Below are 17,700 nucleotides of genomic sequence, written 5' to 3' on the forward strand. Positions count from 1 at the left end.
AAATGATTATATTATTTTGCTGCGTCCAACTTCGCAACATTTTCTTCGTATTTCTTTTGTTTGTAGGCTTGTACTTTGCTGAATCCAAGAGTCTCACGTTTCTTTAGGAAATCGCCCCAAATTTTATCGAACTCTGCATCCGATTTAGCAAGCACTAGTTTTGGCAATACTTTACCAAACTCTTGATCTATCTTTGTGTTCATAATACCTTCGGCTGAAGTGCCAGTTGGGTTCAACTGGTCGAATTCCGACAAGCTCTTCGCCTTGCCGCGAGTCCAATCTTCCAATTGCTTGAATGGCTCAACAGCTGGCGGAGACCAGATTGGCGTTAGGTTCGTATCCATCATCATCCAGAACGTGTGGGATGCGCCAAGCTGCTTGTCGAAAGCGCCACGATCTGTATTCAATAGATTCAATGCGTCTGGCAAGAACTGATCTTTGCCATCAATATTATCCCAAGTTACGCCTTGTTTACCGAAGAACGTATCATGCTGTCCTTCTTCCGAGATCAAATAGTCTAGGAAACGAATCGCGCGCGCTTTGTCTTTCACATCTTTGGAGATCAGTGTAACTGTCCAACCTGAGATCGATGGACCAGCAAGCGTCGGCTGATCAAGGTTAGTATTAGCAGGACCGTCTACAGCAATGTAGATGGAGTTCGGATCATTTGCAAATAGTGCATTTTGTTGGTTTGCAAGGTCAGATCTAGCGTAAAGCATTGCGAAATAACGGCCTTGTGCAATTTTTTCTTCCATTTGCGGGCGCTTGTCAATGAAGATATCTTTCGACAGCAAGCCGTCTTCGTTCGCTTGACGCATTGTTTTCAGCCATTTTACGTATTCAGGATCTGTATTGCGATCATACAGCTGACCATCTTTATCGTAAGGAATAGCAAGGAAGTTCTGAATATAATGTTGAAGCGACGCGTTGCCTGTGTCGCTGAAATCATACATGCCTAGTGGAATAAGCGGTTGGCCATTCACATCAGGATACATTTTTTTCGCAGCCTCAAGTGCATTCAAGAAGCCTTCCGGCGTACGCATATCCGGCTTGCCTAGTGCTTCGTACATATCTTTGCGCACAAGGAAGGTTTGCGTGGATGTAATGTTGTCTCCGAATTTCTCATAGTCCTTAGGTGATGAGGAAGAGTTCGGATAACCGTATACATTGCCGTTTTCTTGTTTGTACCAAGAAAGCTTAGCAGGGTCTGTTACTTTGTAGAAGTAAGGGTCATATTGATCAGCAAGCTCGTTCAGCGGAAGGACTAGATCGCCTTCGATCATTTTCTTAACCGCATCTTCGTACCAGCCTAGTGTAATAAAGTCAGGCAAAGAGCCCGAAGCGATCATTGTATTCATCTTCTCAGCTTCGTTGCCGGCTGGAACGATGAAGTTAATGTTAACGCCAGTTTTTTCAGTAATATATTTCGAAGTCGCATCTACGCCCCATTTGTTAGGGAACCAAGAGAAGTTGATGTACCAGTCGAACGTAATCGGGCTTTTATCCACTTCCCAGCCCTTATCGTCCTGAGTAAGCTTCACTTGCTCAGCAGGAGCGCCATTGCCCTCTTCCTTGCCATTGTTTTTGTTGCCGCCTGAAGAGCAAGCGGTCGTAAAGACTAGAACCGTTGCGACCATCAGCATCAATACATTTTTGAGCTTAAGCTTCTTGTTCATGTTTGTCTTCCCCTTCTCTGTATGAATGATTATATATGCAATCCTCTGCTCAATAAAGGGCGGAAGGTACTGCCATAAGTTAACCTTTAATCGAACCGATCATCATTCCTTTTACGAAATACTTCTGCAGGAACGGATAAGCGATAACGATTGGAAGGGTCGTGACAACCATCGTAGCCAGCTTAATGGATTGTGTAGTAACGGATTTCCCTATACCTCCAGGGATAGCGGCCAACATTTGGCTAGAGCTGGACTGAGCAACAATACGGTACAAATAAGTTTGTATCGGCTGCATGTCCATGTTGTTCATGTAGATTACGCCGGCAAAATAATCATTCCATTGGTATACCCCGTGGAACAAAGCAATTGTAGCGATAACCGGCATCGATACTGGCAAAATCACTCGCACAAATATCGACCAGTCATTTGCTCCRTCAATTTTGGCTGCTTCCTCAAGGCCATCCGGAATATCCCGGAAGAAGGTCATGAAGATAATAAGATCGAAGAAGCTGAACATGGCAGGAATGATATAGACCATGAAGTTATCCAGCAAATGCAGGTCTCTCACAAGCAGGTAGGTCGGGATTAGACCGCCGCCAAAGAACAAGGTAACCGTTCCGAAGAGAATATATATTTTTCCGCCGATGAGGCCTTTACGTGAGAATGCATAAGCAACCATCGCCGTAAAAAACACGTGAAGCACCGTGCCAAGCAGTGTTTTGGCTACGGTAATTCCCATCGCAGTCATGATGCCGCTGCTTTGGAAAACCGCGTCGAAGCTCTCGATGCTGAAAACCCGCGGCCACCAGTAGATCCCGCCGCGCATGCCGTCCTGCCCTTCATTGAAGGCATTGACCAGCACATACCAAATCGGATATAGGGTCGCGAAGCAAATGAGCAGCATACCGAAATTGTTGAAGATATCGAAAAATGCTTCTCCTTTTGTTTTACGTTTAATATTAAACACGGTTAGTCGCCTCCGTTTCTAGAACAGTGAAGTATCGTTCATTTTTTTCGTTACTCGATTTGCAATAAGCAATAGAATTAATGCGATTAAAGACTTAAACAATCCAACAGCAGTGGAGTAGGAATAACGTCCTTGCTGCATGCCCGTCTGATAAACATAAATATCGATAACGTTGCTCGCGCTCTCGTTCAATGAGTTGCGCAGCACTAGAATCTGGTCAAAGTTCGAGTTAAGCACGCCGCTCACTGCTAGAATGAACAGAATGGAGATCGTCGCCTTAATGCTAGGCAAAGTGACGTACCACATTTTTTGAAAACGTCCTGCGCCATCAATTGTTGCTGCTTCATACAACTCTGGCGATACGCTGGCAATAGCCGCAAGATAGATAATGGCGGACCAGCCAAGCTCTTTCCATATATCTGATGTAATGATGATGCTCCAGAAGTAGCTAGGCTCTGCCAAATAGGAAATCGGCTCATCGATGAAATTAAGAGCAAGAAGAACGTTGTTAATAATCCCAACATCCGAAAGCCAAGTGGCAAGAATACCGCCGAGAATAACCCATGACAAAAAGTGAGGCAAATACGAAATGGTCTGAATCGCTTTTTTGAAGCCGACCGAACGAACCTCGTTTAGAAATAATGCAAAAATAATAGGTAGTGGAAATCCGATTGCAAGTTTGATAAGACTGATGCCGAGTGTATTTTTCATGACATCAACAAAGCTCTCATCCTGGAAAAACTCCTTAAAGTGCATAAAGCCAACCCAAGGCGCCTCGCTTATGGATTTAACAATGTTGAATTCTTTAAAGGCGATAATAACGCCATACATAGGAACGTAGTTGAATATAATCATCCATAGCACGCCTAGTAACGCCATAATTTGAATGTGCCGTTGGCTGTACAACTTTTTGAACCATTTGCTTCTTGCTGCCTTTGCGTCCGCAGCAGGCAAGGAAGCAGGCGCTGAACCTAGCTGTGTTTTCAAAATAATTACCCCCATGCTGTTGAAAATCTGATGTAAGCCCTTGCATCTCTTATACTTTAATTGTAGATTGTTGGCTCCTGTCTCGTAAGGCTTTAGATTTCGTATTCAGGTGACCATTTTTCGGTTTTGGGTGCATCTACCGTTTTTTGCGCACAAAAAAATGTGATGCTGGCAGAACCTGCCTCGCATCACATTTTAGTTTTTCATTCTATTTAGCAAACGAAAATTCAATCCAATCCAAATCCACACTGCCGCTTAAAATACGGATGATGACACGAACTGCTCCAGCTGGTAGATGGATGTCCTTTAGAAGCAGGCTCTCCGTCCAATCCTCACCGTTTACCTCACAGCTCACCGGCTCTTGGCCTCCTAGTTCAATGGATAATGTCGCTTGACCCGCAGCGGCTAGCAGCCCTGCATGCAGCTCAAATGACTTTGCTTCGACGCACAAAGCATCATACGCGAGCCAATCTCCTTGATGCAGCTCAACACAAAGCGTATTATCCTCTGCCCAAACCTTGCCGCCCTCTGAATGATAGCTTGGCATCTCGGTCTTGCCCGTAATCATCCTCATTGGCACGCCGTCACTTACACGCAGTCCTGTCTTGTTCGTTTTCTTGTTCACGATGCCAAAGCCGGCACCCTCACCTTGTCCATAAAATTCAGCAGGAATCTGGAGCGGAAGGTGACGCAGCAGCGCACGGGATATGCCTGGGAACGCATCACAGTTGTCCACTTTCAGATTATCGAGATATTCATTTAAGATCGCTTCCGCCGTTGCTTCATCCGGTTTAGCGCCGCCCTCCAAATAAGCCGTCAGCAGATTCCAGCCTTCCGGCATCCGAATAGAGTATGGAGAATTTGATGTGTTCATCTTTTTCCACGTCCAGAAATTCCACGAAATCTGATGATCCTCGAACATTTGGAATGCTCCGCTGTACCACTGTGCGTTATTTTCACCGCCTTCACCCATGAAGATCGGCACATTCCACTCCTCACGCTTATCTATATATTTCTGAATACTTTCCGTATCGGGGTTGTTCCAATACTTATGGAATTGCAGCATTAAATTATCATCAAATTTCTCTGTGAATACACTCCAGTCCGTTGACCAATGCACCCCTTCAATAATGATCATATGACGCTTGTCCACTTCACGGATCGCTGCTGTAATTTCCTTGTGCAGCGGCTCTACAAGGTCGTTATATTGGTTAAACCAATCCGGAAGAGGTTCATTAAAGAGGTCATATCCGGCAATAATCCAATCGTCTTTATAGCGCTCTGCGAACATTCGCCAAATCGCGATCGTCAGCTCTTGGTTGCGGCGATCCGTAAACAGCTCCGGCAAATCATTTTCCGAATCATCAATGTTGGCTCCCGTCTGCCCGCCTGGCGCCCCGTGCAAATCCAAAATGACATACAGCTTATACTTTCTGCACCATTCAATCACTTCATGAATTCGTGCAAGCCTTTTTTCATTAAAAATGATCTCTTCGCCTTGTTCTAGAATTCCGCGGGCATTGATTGGAAACCTCACGGAATTAAAGCCCTGCTTCGCTACTTCGCGGACATCAATCTCATCCACATAACGCTCCACATAACTATCCCAGAACTGTGCTGCTTTCTCTTCGCCGATTAATTCCTTGACCATCGCCTCGATTTTGCGCGGACGGTCTCCGCCTTGCGGAAACTTCCACATATAGCCTTCCGGCAGCAGCCAGCTTCCGAACCCAACGCCTCTCAGCACAATTTCTTTGCCGTCTCCATTAAGCAACTTTTTACCTTCCGCTCTAACGAAACCGCTTACATTATTGTTGTTGCTATGCACGCTCATCATCGGATTGCCTCCTTATATGTATGGTTTGGAACTATCATCGTTACTCTCTCAAAATATAGCACAAGACCGCAGTTTACGGTGAGCATTCCGAAATACGGAGAGCATATCCGAAAGGCGCAGCCTTCTAGCAGCCAATATGCATTTTAGTTTGTGTATAGCGATGCATCTGCATTTGTATGCGAAAAGGTAAAGTAACACGTCGAACTGTCCACCAGAAGTATCATGAGTACCCCGGAGGTGACAGCAAGTACCAGCAGTTCCAAAGGTACCTGAGGTACCTCAGGTGCCTGAGATACCAGCGGTTACAGAGATACCTGAGGTGCCAGGGATACCAGCAGTACCAACACTTCCAGCAGTTCCAGAGGTACCTGAAGTGCCAAAGATACCAGCGGTACCAGCGAAACCAGCAGTATCAGCAGTACTAGAGGTACTAGAGGTACTAGAGGTACTAGAGGTATCAAAAATACCAGCAGTTCCAAAGGTACCTGAGGTAACAGAGATACAAGCGGTACCAAAGGTACCATCATTATCTGTAACGAATCTGATACACGTTATCCGCCTACATTTTCACCTTTAAAAAATATAACGAACACCAGCAACCTTATTTCCTTCAATTGGTCCCTTTTCGTGATCAAAAGTACCTAATAGCGTTGCTGTGATTCGTTAGCATCTTTAAACATCACTTTTCCGCAAAATAAGCTCTTTACGATTCGTTAGACTTCAACTCTTTCCAAATGGCTAATCCATCCAAATTATGCAACCTTAACAATTATTAAGGAGTCTATATGATTACAAGTAGATGTCGCAAGGCAGCATTATTATTATGTTGGGGGTGTACTATCGGTAATGTCGAAAATAAAACCAGTATTTTTCATTTTATTATGCATCATCATCTTAGGCGGATGCTCCAAAGATACAAATAGCAAGGAAAATAAGTTTATTTTAGAGGATGTAACTAAAGCGATTGAAGCACAGAAGTTAGAGCTAATATCCTATGGGATAACAGGTTACCCACCGAAATTAAACGATGTTATTCCCGAGGTCTATTCCGTAGGAATGCCACTAGATAAGAAAGAAAATGAACCTGAGTTTTTGTATTTTTATATCTTTCAATCTGAAAAAGATCGTATTAATGGGGCTGAAGAACTCAATAAACAAACAGAGAATGCCGATTCCAAATCGTTTACGAGATTATATCAGGAAGGAAACGTTCTGATCGTTTATTGGAGTGACATCAAGGAGAATACACGACTAGACAAACCTATTGAAGCGGCGTTAGAGCAGCTCAAGAATGCCTAATAATCTCATCCGCTACCGCTTGAGGTGGGGATGACAACATCGTGTAACCCTTTGTTTTGATCGTTACTCTTTCGCCGATCCTCAGGTCATTATAAAGCTCTCTATCATCAACGCGAATAATCATCACATCGTTATGATTTTCGTTATTCAAAAAATCAGAAAGCGATTTGGATTTAGCCTCTTTTTTGGAAATGTTATAGACAACAAATAGGGTTGGAGCGTCATTGCTGTTAAGTTGTTTCTCTAGAATATAATCGCCTTTTTCAAATGGTTTATTAATGCCAATGATTAACCCGCAGACTGCAATTGCGACTAGCAAATACGCTATCCATTTTCTCATCTTTTTCCTCCCTATTTGATTGGTGGCTATTTTATTTCCAAGCTAAGCCACTCACAATATTTCAAGAAAAGCTTGTCCAATAGCTCAGCATTGACCATCGATAATTGTTTGACCAATGCGTATTTAAAGAAATCCAATAGATCAGCTTCAATACTCTCCAGTTGTTCAATCAATTCAATATCGTTATATTCAATAAAAAACATTTTCTGCTTCTCTTGTTCTGTTGGTGGTTTAACATTCATCACTCCATAGTAATCATCCGACCAAATCCTTACTGATTGATCCAAGTATTCGATAGATGGAAAGGGATCATGTCCTAGCCAGGCACTTTTCTTATTTATGACCGCGTCAAGGACCTCCTTCCATTGCTCCAATCCACAGCAACAACTGGGAAGTATCACATGGCTATGACTCTCAAAAGCAATCCCGCCGCTCAGTACAATTTCATCTGTATTAATGAGTTCTTTTACCACTTTATTAGGTTCTTTATTTATATCAATATCATTCATGCCACATAGCACTGTCAGAAAAATAACAACATCCTCTGCGCTTGAATTTTTTGATAAATATGCAGTTTCTCGGCTCTCTGCTTTTGGAAGCCATAAAGGCTTATCGAAAAAGGGATTAGTAATTACGGCTTGAACACGTGTCATGGCCATTCTCCTCTTACAAGATACTTAAGCTTGCAATAATTCCCTGCATAACTATTCTAATACAGTAGAGCAGACAATGGCTATATCCATTAAAATGTGTTTGATAATGAAATACCCTCATGATATATTTAGCAATATTTAGGAGATATTGAAAACAACGCGAATGACATAACTATTTCATATGACTAAGGAAGCGAGTGTTGTTTGGTGGAAAATAAAGCTGTCATACTTGGATCAAACTTTTACACAGGTTTAAGCATCATAAGAGGCCTCGGTTCCAAGGGGATCTATACAGTAGCAATGGATTATTCCAAGCAAAATACATATGGCGCCAAATCCAAATACTTAAGCGAGCAAATTATTGTTCCTCATTATAAACAGCAGAAAGAGGAGCTTCTGCACTATTTAATCGACTACGCCAAAAAGCAGGACAAGAAGCCTGTCCTTTTTCCGAGCGTCGACCCTTATGTGGAGTTCGTTGATTCTTATTTGGACGAGCTCAAAAAGTACTACCATATTAATATGAACGTACAAGGCTTTTGGAGCAATATTATGGATAAGGAGTATCTCCATACCCTTACAACAAAACACGGTGTATTAGTGCCAGAATCGATCAGCCCAGTTGAGGAACGATTTGAAGAACGAGTCGTTGCTGAGATCGGCTTTCCATGTATCGTGAAACCCACGGACTCTCCAGCTTTCGTGGACTTTTTTCGAGCCAAAATATTCACATGCCATAACTTGGAGGAAATGAGAGCTGCAATCGAGAAATCGAGGCAAGCAAAACTTCAGGTTATCGTGCAAAGAATTATTCCCGGCTTCGATGATCATGTCTACACATTTGATGCTTACTTGGATCAAAGTTCAAAGGTAACTCACTGGATGCCTGTCAAAAACTACGGCAATTCCCAATTAACTTTGGTGCATCCTCCTTCACAAAGCAAAAGTACATAGAGGAGCTTTACCACATCGGTGCCCCCTTTCTAGAAGCGATTGGCTATAAGGGCTTCGCCGAAATTGAATTCAAGAAGGATGCGGTAACCGGCAAGTATTATTTGCTGGAGATTAATGCAAGAACGACTACACTGGACCCCCTCCTTCAAAAATGTGGCGTTAACTTCCCACTGCTCGCTTACAACGAGCTTGTAGGCAAGCCGATTGGAAGCTATGCGATTACAAGTGATACAGGGATCGCCTTCTGCTTTTTGTTTGAAGATCTTATTTCATCGCGCGATTATGTCCGAACCAAACAGTTAAGCGTCCTGCCAATCGTTAAATCCCATTTTGTCAAAAGAGCGCCTGCCATCTGGAGCTTAAGCGACCCAGCGCCTGCCGTATCATTCTGCTATATGGTATTTAAAAAAATAGTGAGGAAAGTTTCACAACGGAGGGTAATACGGCAGCCGTAACTATAAGACGAAAAGATAGCACAATAGGAAAACCTCCCGTTAAAGCAGCTGAATCAGCTCAATTAACAGGAGGTTTTTATTAAATTTCTATAAGTAAGGTGTTCCCTCCATCAAGCTTCATTCCCTTTTGAATCTACAAAAAACCAATAAACGATAAATTGTAAAACGCTCATCCATAGGATGAACAGCAATGAATTTCCGTTTAATGAATCTAGCACTTGTTTCAATAAAGACAAAGGCTCCGTAAACAAATGAATAGAATGAAAGCGTAAAAATCTTCCTATATATATCCCTAGACCGCCGAGCAGCATAAACACTAATAAAATCAGTTTATTCCATTTCGTATTTATAAGAAGCTGTTGAATCTCTTTGATCATTAAAATGTAAAAAAATAGAGCTATGAAAACCCCGCTGATTAACACAAAGAAGTTCCACCACTCATTAACGTGAAGCCCCTCCATATAATTAAACGAAAAGAAATTGAGATGAATCAGATCGGTTACAACGTAGAACACATTTGGCGAGAGCAGGATGAAAACGATAAAGAAAACAAAACTAACCAGCATATTTCTTTTCTTATGCGACTTAAATAAAGGCAGCAAAAAAGACAGCTCCAGTGCTGCAAAAGCAAGAAATAAATTAAAGATCATAAATGAATAATAGTTATCCAACGTAAACAGAAGCGCTATATACGTAAAAAAAGATATTCTCGCCTTAAAACGATTATTCATCCAAACACTCCTATTGTTATCCATTTTATGCATTTTCGGGTGAAAAGGTATCAAAAGCCTTGCGAGATTGCCTCGCAAGGCTTTTTCGTTCTACTTTTGAAGCCGATTGGCTAATATTTTCCCTAATGCCTCTTCCGCTGCAAAAACTTCAATCGGACTATCAGGATTTTCTCGGGTATGCTTTAACCGTTCAATAGATTCATCATTAATGTGAGCGGGATCAATGAAAGACAATGCCCATGCTGCCCAAAAACAAGCTTTATCATTTGTGGAAGCGAGTATTTGCAGTAAATAAGGGACGCTATGGCTGCCTATTCTCGTTAAAGTTAATGCAGAGGCCATTCTGAGCTGTTCATTGTCCTCCTTCAACAAGGCAGCAACCTGAGCAGCAGATTCTGATGCTGCTTCGCTAAACTCACCTAGTACAACAACGATCATAGTACGTACAGATACATCCGTTACATGCAGTTGTTCGATTAAAGCTGGAATTACACTTGTCCCTTGTTTTTTCAAATTATGTATCGCATGAAACGCTTCTTGTGTATTTGTGCTGCCTAGTTTCATGATATTAGCATCAAATGGTTTTAAGTCAGACATTGTTTTATCTCCTTTTTATAAGATGAAAAAAACAAATCCTTTAATGTATACAAATCTCAAAAAGATGACACACTACATTTTCCCATTCCAAATGTAAAACGTTTTTTTCTGAAAGAATGTTGCGGAACATACACCTCTAAGCTCGGGTATCAGCTCATTGTAAGTACAACTCATGAATTTTTCCTTATAATCTACATTATCCAACATTAGGATTGAACATTTGTTCATTTATGATTTTACATATGTTCAAAGTCGTGTTATTATAAGCGTGAAATTAAGCATTCGTATAAGGGGAAGGTGAACTGGCTATGTTAAATTTGTCTGGAATGATTGATCATACGCTTTTGCGTGCAGATGCCACAAAGTCTGAGATTACAAAATTAACGGCAGAAGCGAGAAAATATAGTTTTGCTTCCGTTTGCGTCAATCCAACTTGGGTAGCTTACGCTGCTGAGCAATTGGCAGGCAGCACCGTTAAGGTTTGTACAGTAATCGGATTTCCATTAGGGGCTTCTACTACGGAGACAAAGGCCTTTGAAGCTAAGAATGCTATTGCAAATGGAGCGACTGAGGTTGATATGGTCATTAACATTGGTGCACTCAAAGATGGCGACGACGACTTTGTACAAAAAGATATTCAAGCCGTTGTTGAAGCCGCTGCTGGTAAAGCTATTGTGAAAGTAATTATCGAAGCATCGCTGCTTACAGACGATGAAAAAGTACGCGCTAGTCAGTTGTCTGATCGTGCGGGTGCGGATTTCGTGAAAACATCGACAGGTTTTTCAACTGGCGGAGCAACTGCTGAAGACGTAGCGCTTATGCGCAAAACCGTTGGGGACAAGCTCGGCGTTAAAGCTTCCGGCGGCATTCGCAGTCTTGAAGATATGGAAAAAATGATTGCAGCAGGCGCATCAAGAATCGGTGCCAGCTCAGGCGTGAAGATTATGGAAGGCGAGCAATCGACCTCTTCTTACTAAATAGATATGATGGTGCTGCTCCAATTTGGAGCAGCCTTTACAGGAGGATTGTAGGATGAAGGAACAGTTAATTAAAGAAGCGATTGAAGCCCGTCAGCATGCTCATATCCCCTACTCGCATTTTGCAGTTGGTGCCGCTCTACTAACAGGCAGCAAACGCATTTACCGAGGCTGTAATATTGAGAATGCATCGTTTGGATTAACGAATTGCGCTGAGCGAACGGCTATTTTCAAAGCGGTATCCGAAGGTGAACGCATCATTGAAGCTATTGCAGTAGTGGCAGATACCGAAGGTCCTGTATCTCCATGCGGCGCTTGTCGACAGGTATTGGCTGAGTTTTGTGATGAGAATACAAAAATCTATTTAACAAATCTCCATGGGCATACAGAAGAATGGACCATGGCACAGCTGCTGCCAGGTGCTTTTCAAGCCTCCGATATGAAATAGTAATCTGTGAATCTATTGTAAGCGCTTCATAGTAATTCTAAACTCGCACAATATTAACTAACTAGGAGAATGAACCATGAAATTTTTAATCGCTATATTAGGTTTGCTTGTTGTTCTTGGGCTTTCTTACATCGCGAGCAATAACAAAAAGAACATTCGCTATAAACCGCTCATTATCATGGTCGTCCTGCAGGTGATCTTAGCCTTCGTTCTATTAAATACCGTTGCTGGTGCTGTCTTAATTAAAGGCTTCTCCAGTATGTTTGAGAAATTGCTTGGCTATGCCCATACGGGGATTGAATTCGTATTTGGCGGCTTATTGAATGAAGGACAGTTTTCTTTCTTCTTGAGTGTATTGCTGCCAATCGTGTTTATTTCCGCGCTGATTGGTATATTGCAATACATCAAGGTTTTGCCGTTTATCGTCAAATATATCGGTCTTGTCTTGAGCAAAATAAATGGCATGGGCAAATTGGAGTCCTATAATGYGGTAGCTTCAGCAATTTTGGGACAATCAGAGGTTTTCATTTCCGTTAAAAAACAAATCGGGTTGCTGCCTAAACATCGGTTGTATACATTGTGTGCTTCGGCGATGTCTACGGTGTCGATGTCGATTGTCGGCTCGTACATGCAAATACTCGATCCAAAATATGTAGTAACGGCGCTTGTGCTGAATCTGTTTGGCGGATTCATCATCGCTTCCATTCTTAACCCTTATAAGGTTGAGCCGGAAGATGATATTTTGCAGGTGCAAGAAGAAGAAAAACAATCCTTCTTTGAAGTGTTGGGCGAATATATATTAGATGGCTTCAAGGTTGCTATCATCGTCGCAGCTATGCTTATCGGTTTTATCGCCATGATCGCGCTCGTAAATGGACTTTTCAGCGGTATCATTGGCATCTCGTTCCAAGAACTGTTAGGATATATTTTTGCTCCCTTCGCTTTTATCATGGGTGTTCCATGGAAAGACGCAGTCGACGCAGGAAGCATTATGGCTACAAAAATGGTATCCAACGAGTTTGTCGCTATGCTTGAGCTAGAAAAATATCCTAATTTGTCCGCTCGCGCTGTCGGCATTGTCTCTGTATTTTTAGTTTCATTCGCCAACTTCTCATCGATCGGCATCATTGCCGGCGCTGTGAAAGGCCTGCATGAAAAACAAGGTAACGTCGTGGCTCGATTTGGGTTAAAATTGTTGTACGGGGCTACTTTAGTTAGCGTCTTGTCTGCCATTATTGCCGGACTGTTTATTAAATAACAAGGAGCCTAAAACCAATGAACAAGTTTCAAAGAATTCACCTTGTTGTCATGGACTCTGTAGGTATCGGCGAGTCGCCGGATGCAGCAAGCTTCGGGGACGTTGATGTCGATACACTCGGTCATATCGCACGGGAATGCGGAGGTCTGGAGATGCCTAATATGGCTAAGCTCGGACTATCCAACATTAAGGAAATTGCTGGAGTGAAGGTCGCAGACCAGCCGCTTGCTTATTATACAAAAATGCAAGAAGCATCCAATGGCAAAGATACAATGACGGGCCACTGGGAGATCATGGGACTTCATATTGCAGTACCATTTCGTGTCTTCGCAGATGGATTCCCGCAGGAATTGATTGCTCGCATTGAAGCTCATACCGGTCGCAAGGTCATTGGGAACAAACCTGCAAGCGGCACTGAGATTATCGACGAGCTTGGTGAAGAGCATATGCAGACGGGCGCGCTGATTGTATACACTTCTGCTGATTCCGTGCTGCAAATTGCTGCTCATGAAGAGGTTGTTCCACTGTCCGAGCTTTATGAAATTTGTGAATTTTGCCGAGAAATCACACTGGAAGATCCCTACATGCTGGGGAGAATTATCGCACGTCCTTTTGTTGGCGAGCCAGGCCATTTCAAAAGAACATCCAATCGCCATGACTATGCGTTGAAGCCATTTAATAGAACAGTAATGAATGAGCTAAAAGATGGTGGATTTGATGTCATCGCTCTTGGTAAAATATCCGATATATACGATGGTGAAGGTGTTACGAAAACGGTGCGTACAGTGTCCAATGCAGACGGCATGGATCAATTTATCGCGACCCTTGACGAATCGTTTACGGGAATCAGCTTCTTGAACCTCGTTGATTTTGATGCGCTATTCGGGCATCGCCGCGATCCAAAGGGCTATGGACAAGCATTGGAAGAATATGATGCTCGTTTGCCAGAGGTTTTCGCCAAATTAACGGATCAGGATTTACTGATCATTACAGCCGATCACGGCAATGACCCGACTTATCATGGTACGGATCATACTCGTGAATATGTGCCTCTACTCGCATACTCGCCGCGTTTTCAACAAGCTGGTCAAGCTCTGCCGATAAGCGAAACCTTTGCAGATATTGGGGCAACCATTGCTGAAAACTTCGGAGTAAAGATGCCAGAGCATGGCAAAAGCTTTTTGGGACAATTAAAATAACGATTTTAGAGGAGAATGTTGATGAGCGTTCATATTGCAGCCGAACAAGGCCAAATTGCAGAAACCATTTTATTGCCGGGAGATCCGCTAAGAGCCCAATATATTGCGGATACTTATTTGGAGGATGTAATCTGCTATAACGAAGTTAGGGGCATGCTAGGTTTTACAGGTACTTATAAAGGAAATCGCATATCCGTGCAGGGAACTGGAATGGGCGTCCCTTCAATCAGTATTTATGTGAATGAATTGATTAAGGACTATGGCGTTAAAAATCTAGTTCGTGTAGGCACTTGCGGCGCTATGCAGGAAAGCGTGCATGTTCGTGAAGTTATTTTGGCGCAAGCCGCTTGTACAGATTCCAGCGTTAATCGCCATGTTTTTGGCGGATATGATTTCTCGCCCATCGGCAGCTTCTCCTTGTTAAAGGCGGCCTATGAGCGCGGTATTGAAAAAGGGCTAAAATTGCATGTCGGCAATATTTTCTGCTCGGATACTTTCTACCGCGATGATAAAACAATTGTTCAAAGACTGATGGATCACGGCGTTCTAGGTGTAGAAATGGAAACGACAGCACTTTATACTCTTGCAGCTAAATACGGCGTTAACGCACTCACGATTCTAACAGTAAGCGACCATCTTCTAACTGGCGAAGAAACGACTTCGGCAGAGCGTCAAAGCACCTTTAACGATATGATGGAAGTTGCTCTTGAAACCGTAATTTCACTATAATTTGATATTAAATAATCAATGAACAGCGAGGAGACAACAACATGAGAATGGTTGACCTAATTGAGAAAAAACGTGACGGCGGAGAGCTTACAACAGAGGAAATCAACTTTATTATTGAAGGCTATACGAAGGATGAAATTCCTGACTATCAGGTTAGCGCCTTGGCTATGGCTATCTTCTTCAAGGATATGACAGAGCGCGAACGCGCTGACTTAACGATGGCGATCGTGAATTCCGGCGATACGATTGATCTGTCGGCAATTGAAGGCGTGAAGGTAGATAAGCACTCCACTGGCGGTGTTGGCGATACAACTACGCTTGTACTTGCTCCACTTGTTGCTGCACTGGATATCCCGGTTGCCAAAATGTCAGGCCGCGGTCTTGGACATACTGGCGGTACAATCGACAAGCTGGAAGCCATTGCAGGATTCCATGTGGAAATCGGCAAGGATGAATTTGTGAACCTCGTGAACAAGGATAAAATTGCGGTTATCGGACAATCCGGCAATTTGACGCCAGCTGATAAGAAGCTATATGCTTTGCGTGATGTTACAGCAACAGTTGATTCTATTCCACTCATTGCCAGCTCGATTATGAGCAAGAAGATTGCTGCAGGTTCAGATGCTATCGTGCTGGATGTGAAAACAGGCGCTGGTGCGTTTATGAAAACTGTTGAAGATGCCAAAGAGCTTGCACATGCTATGGTAAGCATCGGCAATAACGTTGGCCGTAAGACGATGGCCGTCATCTCAGATATGAGCCAGCCGCTTGGACTCGCAATCGGCAACGCGCTTGAAGTGAAAGAAGCAATCGATACACTTCAAGGAAAAGGACCTAAAGATTTGGAAGAGCTTTGCCTTGCACTAGGCAGCCAAATGGTGTTTCTTGCGAATAAAGCTAGTTCTCTAGAAGAAGCCGAGGAAATGCTGAAGGAAGTTATTCGCAACGGCAAAGCACTCGAAAAATTCAAATCGTTTATCGCTAATCAAGGCGGCGATCCTTCGGTTGTAGATCATCCTGAGAAATTGCCGCAAGCGCCTTATCTGATTGAAGTGCCTGCCAAAGCAGACGGCGTGGTCACTGAAATAATTGCCGATGAGATCGGAACTGCAGCGATGCTGCTTGGAGCTGGACGTGCGACGAAGGAATCGGAAATTGATTTGGCTGTTGGCCTCATGCTGAATAAAAAAATCGGCGATGCGGTTAAAACAGGTGAATCCCTCGTTACGATTCATTCCAACCGTGAGAATGTTGATGATGTGCTTAATATCATTTACGAAAACATCCGCATCGGCAGCAGCGTAACACCACCCGTACTCATCTACGGAATTGTGACAGAATAATATAATTAAAGAAGAGGACCGTTGGAGCTTGCCGTTTAGGCAGCTACAACAGTCCTCTTCTTTAATTACAGCAGACCATATGCACCGATTTAATTACCTTCAGCCAGCAACAGCTGCTCTGCTTTGAAATGTAGCTCCCATACGTTGCAGGTTTGATTTGCCAGTATAATACTGGTAGAATCCATCTCCGGGTAATAGGCAAACATAGCAGCTACACCTGCATTTGAACCCTCTTTATACATTCGAATTAGTTTGCCATCATTATTGTAGAGAAAATGAAAGCCATATCCGTTTACGATTTTGCCCCATTCATACTTTTGTTCGATGGCAGAATGAGGCTTCATGATCTCGGTCGTCATCTCCTCGGATAACAACCTTCCATTAATGAGTGCACGCATGAACAAGTCAAGGTCGCTGACAGTAGTAAATGCACCTCCATCAGAAGTACCCATTGGCGGATAGGAATATATGTTTTTACGCCACGCGACTATATTTTGTTCGTCATAAATGGCGGCGTAGCCTTCAGCAATAGGAGCATCTCCCTCATCTTTTGAGCTAAATGCTGTATTCTGCATCCCACAAGCACGAAATATATGTTCATCTACATAGCTTCGATAGTTTCCATTGGTTGCTTTCTCAATCGCGAGGCCTAGCAGCACAAATGCACAGTTATTATAGCTGACGTTAGTTCCCGCCTTGAATTTGGGTTCCTTATACGCAAACTGAGGAATAAAATCAGCACAATCTCTTATCGAGTAATTGGGCTTGTTTATGAACAAATCCTCGTAGCTCTCTCCCATTTCTTCATCTGCATCATCAGCAATACCTGACGTATGCGTAAGTAAATGAGTGATCGTAACGTCGCTTGGTATTTTGGTGCCAGTGAGGTCGATGATCGCTGTAATTCGGTCTTCCAGCTTTATTTTGCCTTGCTCAACAAGCTGAAGTATCGCAACTGCAGTAAACAATTTGGTAATCGAAGCTGTATCGAACATCGTATTCATCTGGTTTGTCACTTTAAATCCTCTATGTGCAAAGCCGTATGCTCGGGCGAATATGACCTTGCCGCCTTTGTTCACTAATCCTGCACCTGAAAAATGATGCTGCTCATGATACTGATCAAATAAGGAAGTTAGTTCTTTTTCCATCTCTAAAACCCTCTCATTATTAACATAGCTTCATTTTACCATTTGCATATTTCCATATCCGATAAAGTTTAACTATAATGATTTGTTATCAGGTTTTAGTAC

Annotated in this window: 19 protein-coding genes; 10 read left to right on the top strand and 9 right to left on the bottom strand. The window is 42.9% G+C overall.

Features of this window, described 5'->3' with window-relative positions; all coding sequences use genetic code 11:
- Positions 1-11 precede the first annotated feature (11 nt).
- The 4 genes from AB4Z50_RS10820 to AB4Z50_RS10835 form a co-directional block, all read right to left on the bottom strand.
- A complete protein-coding gene (locus AB4Z50_RS10820) occupies positions 12-1,676 on the bottom strand; it encodes an extracellular solute-binding protein (protein WP_339206686.1) in 1,665 nt (554 codons plus the stop codon).
- 79 nt (positions 1,677-1,755) lie between these two features.
- Positions 1,756-2,580, bottom strand: a complete 825-nt coding sequence (locus AB4Z50_RS10825; protein WP_441878882.1) for a carbohydrate ABC transporter permease — start codon at positions 2,578-2,580, stop codon at positions 1,756-1,758.
- A gap of 81 nt (positions 2,581-2,661) precedes the next feature.
- Positions 2,662-3,597: an ABC transporter permease gene (locus tag AB4Z50_RS10830; protein ID WP_339209495.1), complete on the bottom strand. Its 936-nt coding sequence runs from the start codon at positions 3,595-3,597 to the stop codon at positions 2,662-2,664.
- A gap of 241 nt (positions 3,598-3,838) precedes the next feature.
- Entirely contained in the window at positions 3,839-5,467 is a 1,629-nt protein-coding gene (locus AB4Z50_RS10835) for a glycoside hydrolase family 5 protein (RefSeq protein ID WP_441878710.1), read from the bottom strand.
- A gap of 319 nt (positions 5,468-5,786) precedes the next feature.
- On the opposite strand from AB4Z50_RS10835, the gene AB4Z50_RS10840 reads away from it, so the two are divergent.
- Both AB4Z50_RS10840 and AB4Z50_RS10845 read left to right on the top strand, forming a co-directional pair.
- A complete protein-coding gene (locus AB4Z50_RS10840) occupies positions 5,787-6,044 on the top strand; it encodes a hypothetical protein (protein ID WP_441878712.1) in 258 nt (85 codons plus the stop codon).
- A 269-nt stretch (positions 6,045-6,313) separates the two neighbouring features.
- Positions 6,314-6,766: a hypothetical protein gene (locus AB4Z50_RS10845; RefSeq protein WP_441878714.1), complete on the top strand. Its 453-nt coding sequence runs from the start codon at positions 6,314-6,316 to the stop codon at positions 6,764-6,766.
- On the opposite strand, the gene AB4Z50_RS10850 is transcribed toward AB4Z50_RS10845, so the two are convergent.
- Both AB4Z50_RS10850 and AB4Z50_RS10855 read right to left on the bottom strand, forming a co-directional pair.
- Positions 6,753-7,106, bottom strand: coding sequence for a DUF3221 domain-containing protein (locus AB4Z50_RS10850; RefSeq protein WP_441878716.1), 354 nt, complete (start codon positions 7,104-7,106; stop codon positions 6,753-6,755). The genes AB4Z50_RS10845 and AB4Z50_RS10850 overlap by 14 nt on opposite strands.
- 26 nt (positions 7,107-7,132) lie before the next feature.
- Entirely contained in the window at positions 7,133-7,759 is a 627-nt protein-coding gene (locus AB4Z50_RS10855; protein WP_441878718.1) for a hypothetical protein, read from the bottom strand.
- A 204-nt stretch (positions 7,760-7,963) separates the two neighbouring features.
- Here AB4Z50_RS10855 and AB4Z50_RS10860 point away from each other — a divergent pair, with 204 nt between their 5' ends.
- Both AB4Z50_RS10860 and AB4Z50_RS10865 read left to right on the top strand, forming a co-directional pair.
- Positions 7,964-8,713, top strand: coding sequence for a hypothetical protein (locus tag AB4Z50_RS10860; RefSeq protein WP_441878720.1), 750 nt, complete (start codon positions 7,964-7,966; stop codon positions 8,711-8,713).
- A gap of 101 nt (positions 8,714-8,814) precedes the next feature.
- A complete protein-coding gene (locus tag AB4Z50_RS10865; protein WP_441878722.1) occupies positions 8,815-9,168 on the top strand; it encodes a hypothetical protein in 354 nt (117 codons plus the stop codon).
- A gap of 110 nt (positions 9,169-9,278) precedes the next feature.
- Here AB4Z50_RS10865 and AB4Z50_RS10870 read toward each other — a convergent pair whose 3' ends face one another.
- Together AB4Z50_RS10870 and AB4Z50_RS10875 are read right to left on the bottom strand one after the other, a co-directional pair.
- Positions 9,279-9,899, bottom strand: a complete 621-nt coding sequence (locus AB4Z50_RS10870) for a DUF1361 domain-containing protein (RefSeq protein ID WP_441878724.1) — start codon at positions 9,897-9,899, stop codon at positions 9,279-9,281.
- A gap of 90 nt (positions 9,900-9,989) precedes the next feature.
- Positions 9,990-10,496 (bottom strand): HEAT repeat domain-containing protein, encoded by a 507-nt coding sequence (locus tag AB4Z50_RS10875; protein WP_441878726.1) that lies wholly within the window; start codon positions 10,494-10,496, stop codon positions 9,990-9,992.
- A 308-nt stretch (positions 10,497-10,804) separates the two neighbouring features.
- Here AB4Z50_RS10875 and deoC point away from each other — a divergent pair, with 308 nt between their 5' ends.
- The 6 genes from deoC (at position 10,805) to AB4Z50_RS10905 (ending at position 16,450) form a co-directional block, all read left to right on the top strand.
- Positions 10,805-11,473: a deoxyribose-phosphate aldolase gene (gene deoC / locus AB4Z50_RS10880; protein ID WP_339206677.1), complete on the top strand. Its 669-nt coding sequence runs from the start codon at positions 10,805-10,807 to the stop codon at positions 11,471-11,473.
- Between the two features lie 55 nt (positions 11,474-11,528).
- Entirely contained in the window at positions 11,529-11,921 is a 393-nt protein-coding gene (locus AB4Z50_RS10885) for a cytidine deaminase (RefSeq protein WP_076268745.1), read from the top strand.
- A 76-nt stretch (positions 11,922-11,997) separates the two neighbouring features.
- Positions 11,998-13,179 carry a NupC/NupG family nucleoside CNT transporter gene (locus tag AB4Z50_RS10890; RefSeq protein WP_441878729.1) on the top strand — a complete coding sequence of 394 codons (1,182 nt, stop codon included), beginning with the start codon at positions 11,998-12,000 and terminating at the stop codon, positions 13,177-13,179.
- Positions 13,180-13,196: 17 nt separating this feature from the next.
- A complete protein-coding gene (gene deoB, locus AB4Z50_RS10895; protein WP_441878731.1) occupies positions 13,197-14,378 on the top strand; it encodes a phosphopentomutase in 1,182 nt (393 codons plus the stop codon).
- A 21-nt stretch (positions 14,379-14,399) separates the two neighbouring features.
- Positions 14,400-15,107, top strand: coding sequence for a purine-nucleoside phosphorylase (gene deoD / locus AB4Z50_RS10900; RefSeq protein ID WP_441878733.1), 708 nt, complete (start codon positions 14,400-14,402; stop codon positions 15,105-15,107).
- 41 nt (positions 15,108-15,148) lie between these two features.
- On the top strand, positions 15,149-16,450 hold the full coding sequence (locus tag AB4Z50_RS10905) for a pyrimidine-nucleoside phosphorylase (protein ID WP_339206672.1): 1,302 nt from the start codon (positions 15,149-15,151) through the stop codon (positions 16,448-16,450).
- A gap of 89 nt (positions 16,451-16,539) precedes the next feature.
- On the opposite strand, the gene AB4Z50_RS10910 is transcribed toward AB4Z50_RS10905, so the two are convergent.
- Complete coding sequence (locus tag AB4Z50_RS10910; RefSeq protein ID WP_441878735.1) at positions 16,540-17,598, bottom strand: serine hydrolase domain-containing protein; 1,059 nt, start codon at positions 17,596-17,598, stop codon at positions 16,540-16,542.
- Between the last annotated feature and the right edge of the window lie 102 nt (positions 17,599-17,700).

The sequence above is a fragment of the Paenibacillus sp. 2TAB26 genome (genome assembly GCF_052115145.1).
Taxonomy (GTDB): Bacteria; Bacillota; Bacilli; order Paenibacillales; family Paenibacillaceae; genus Pristimantibacillus.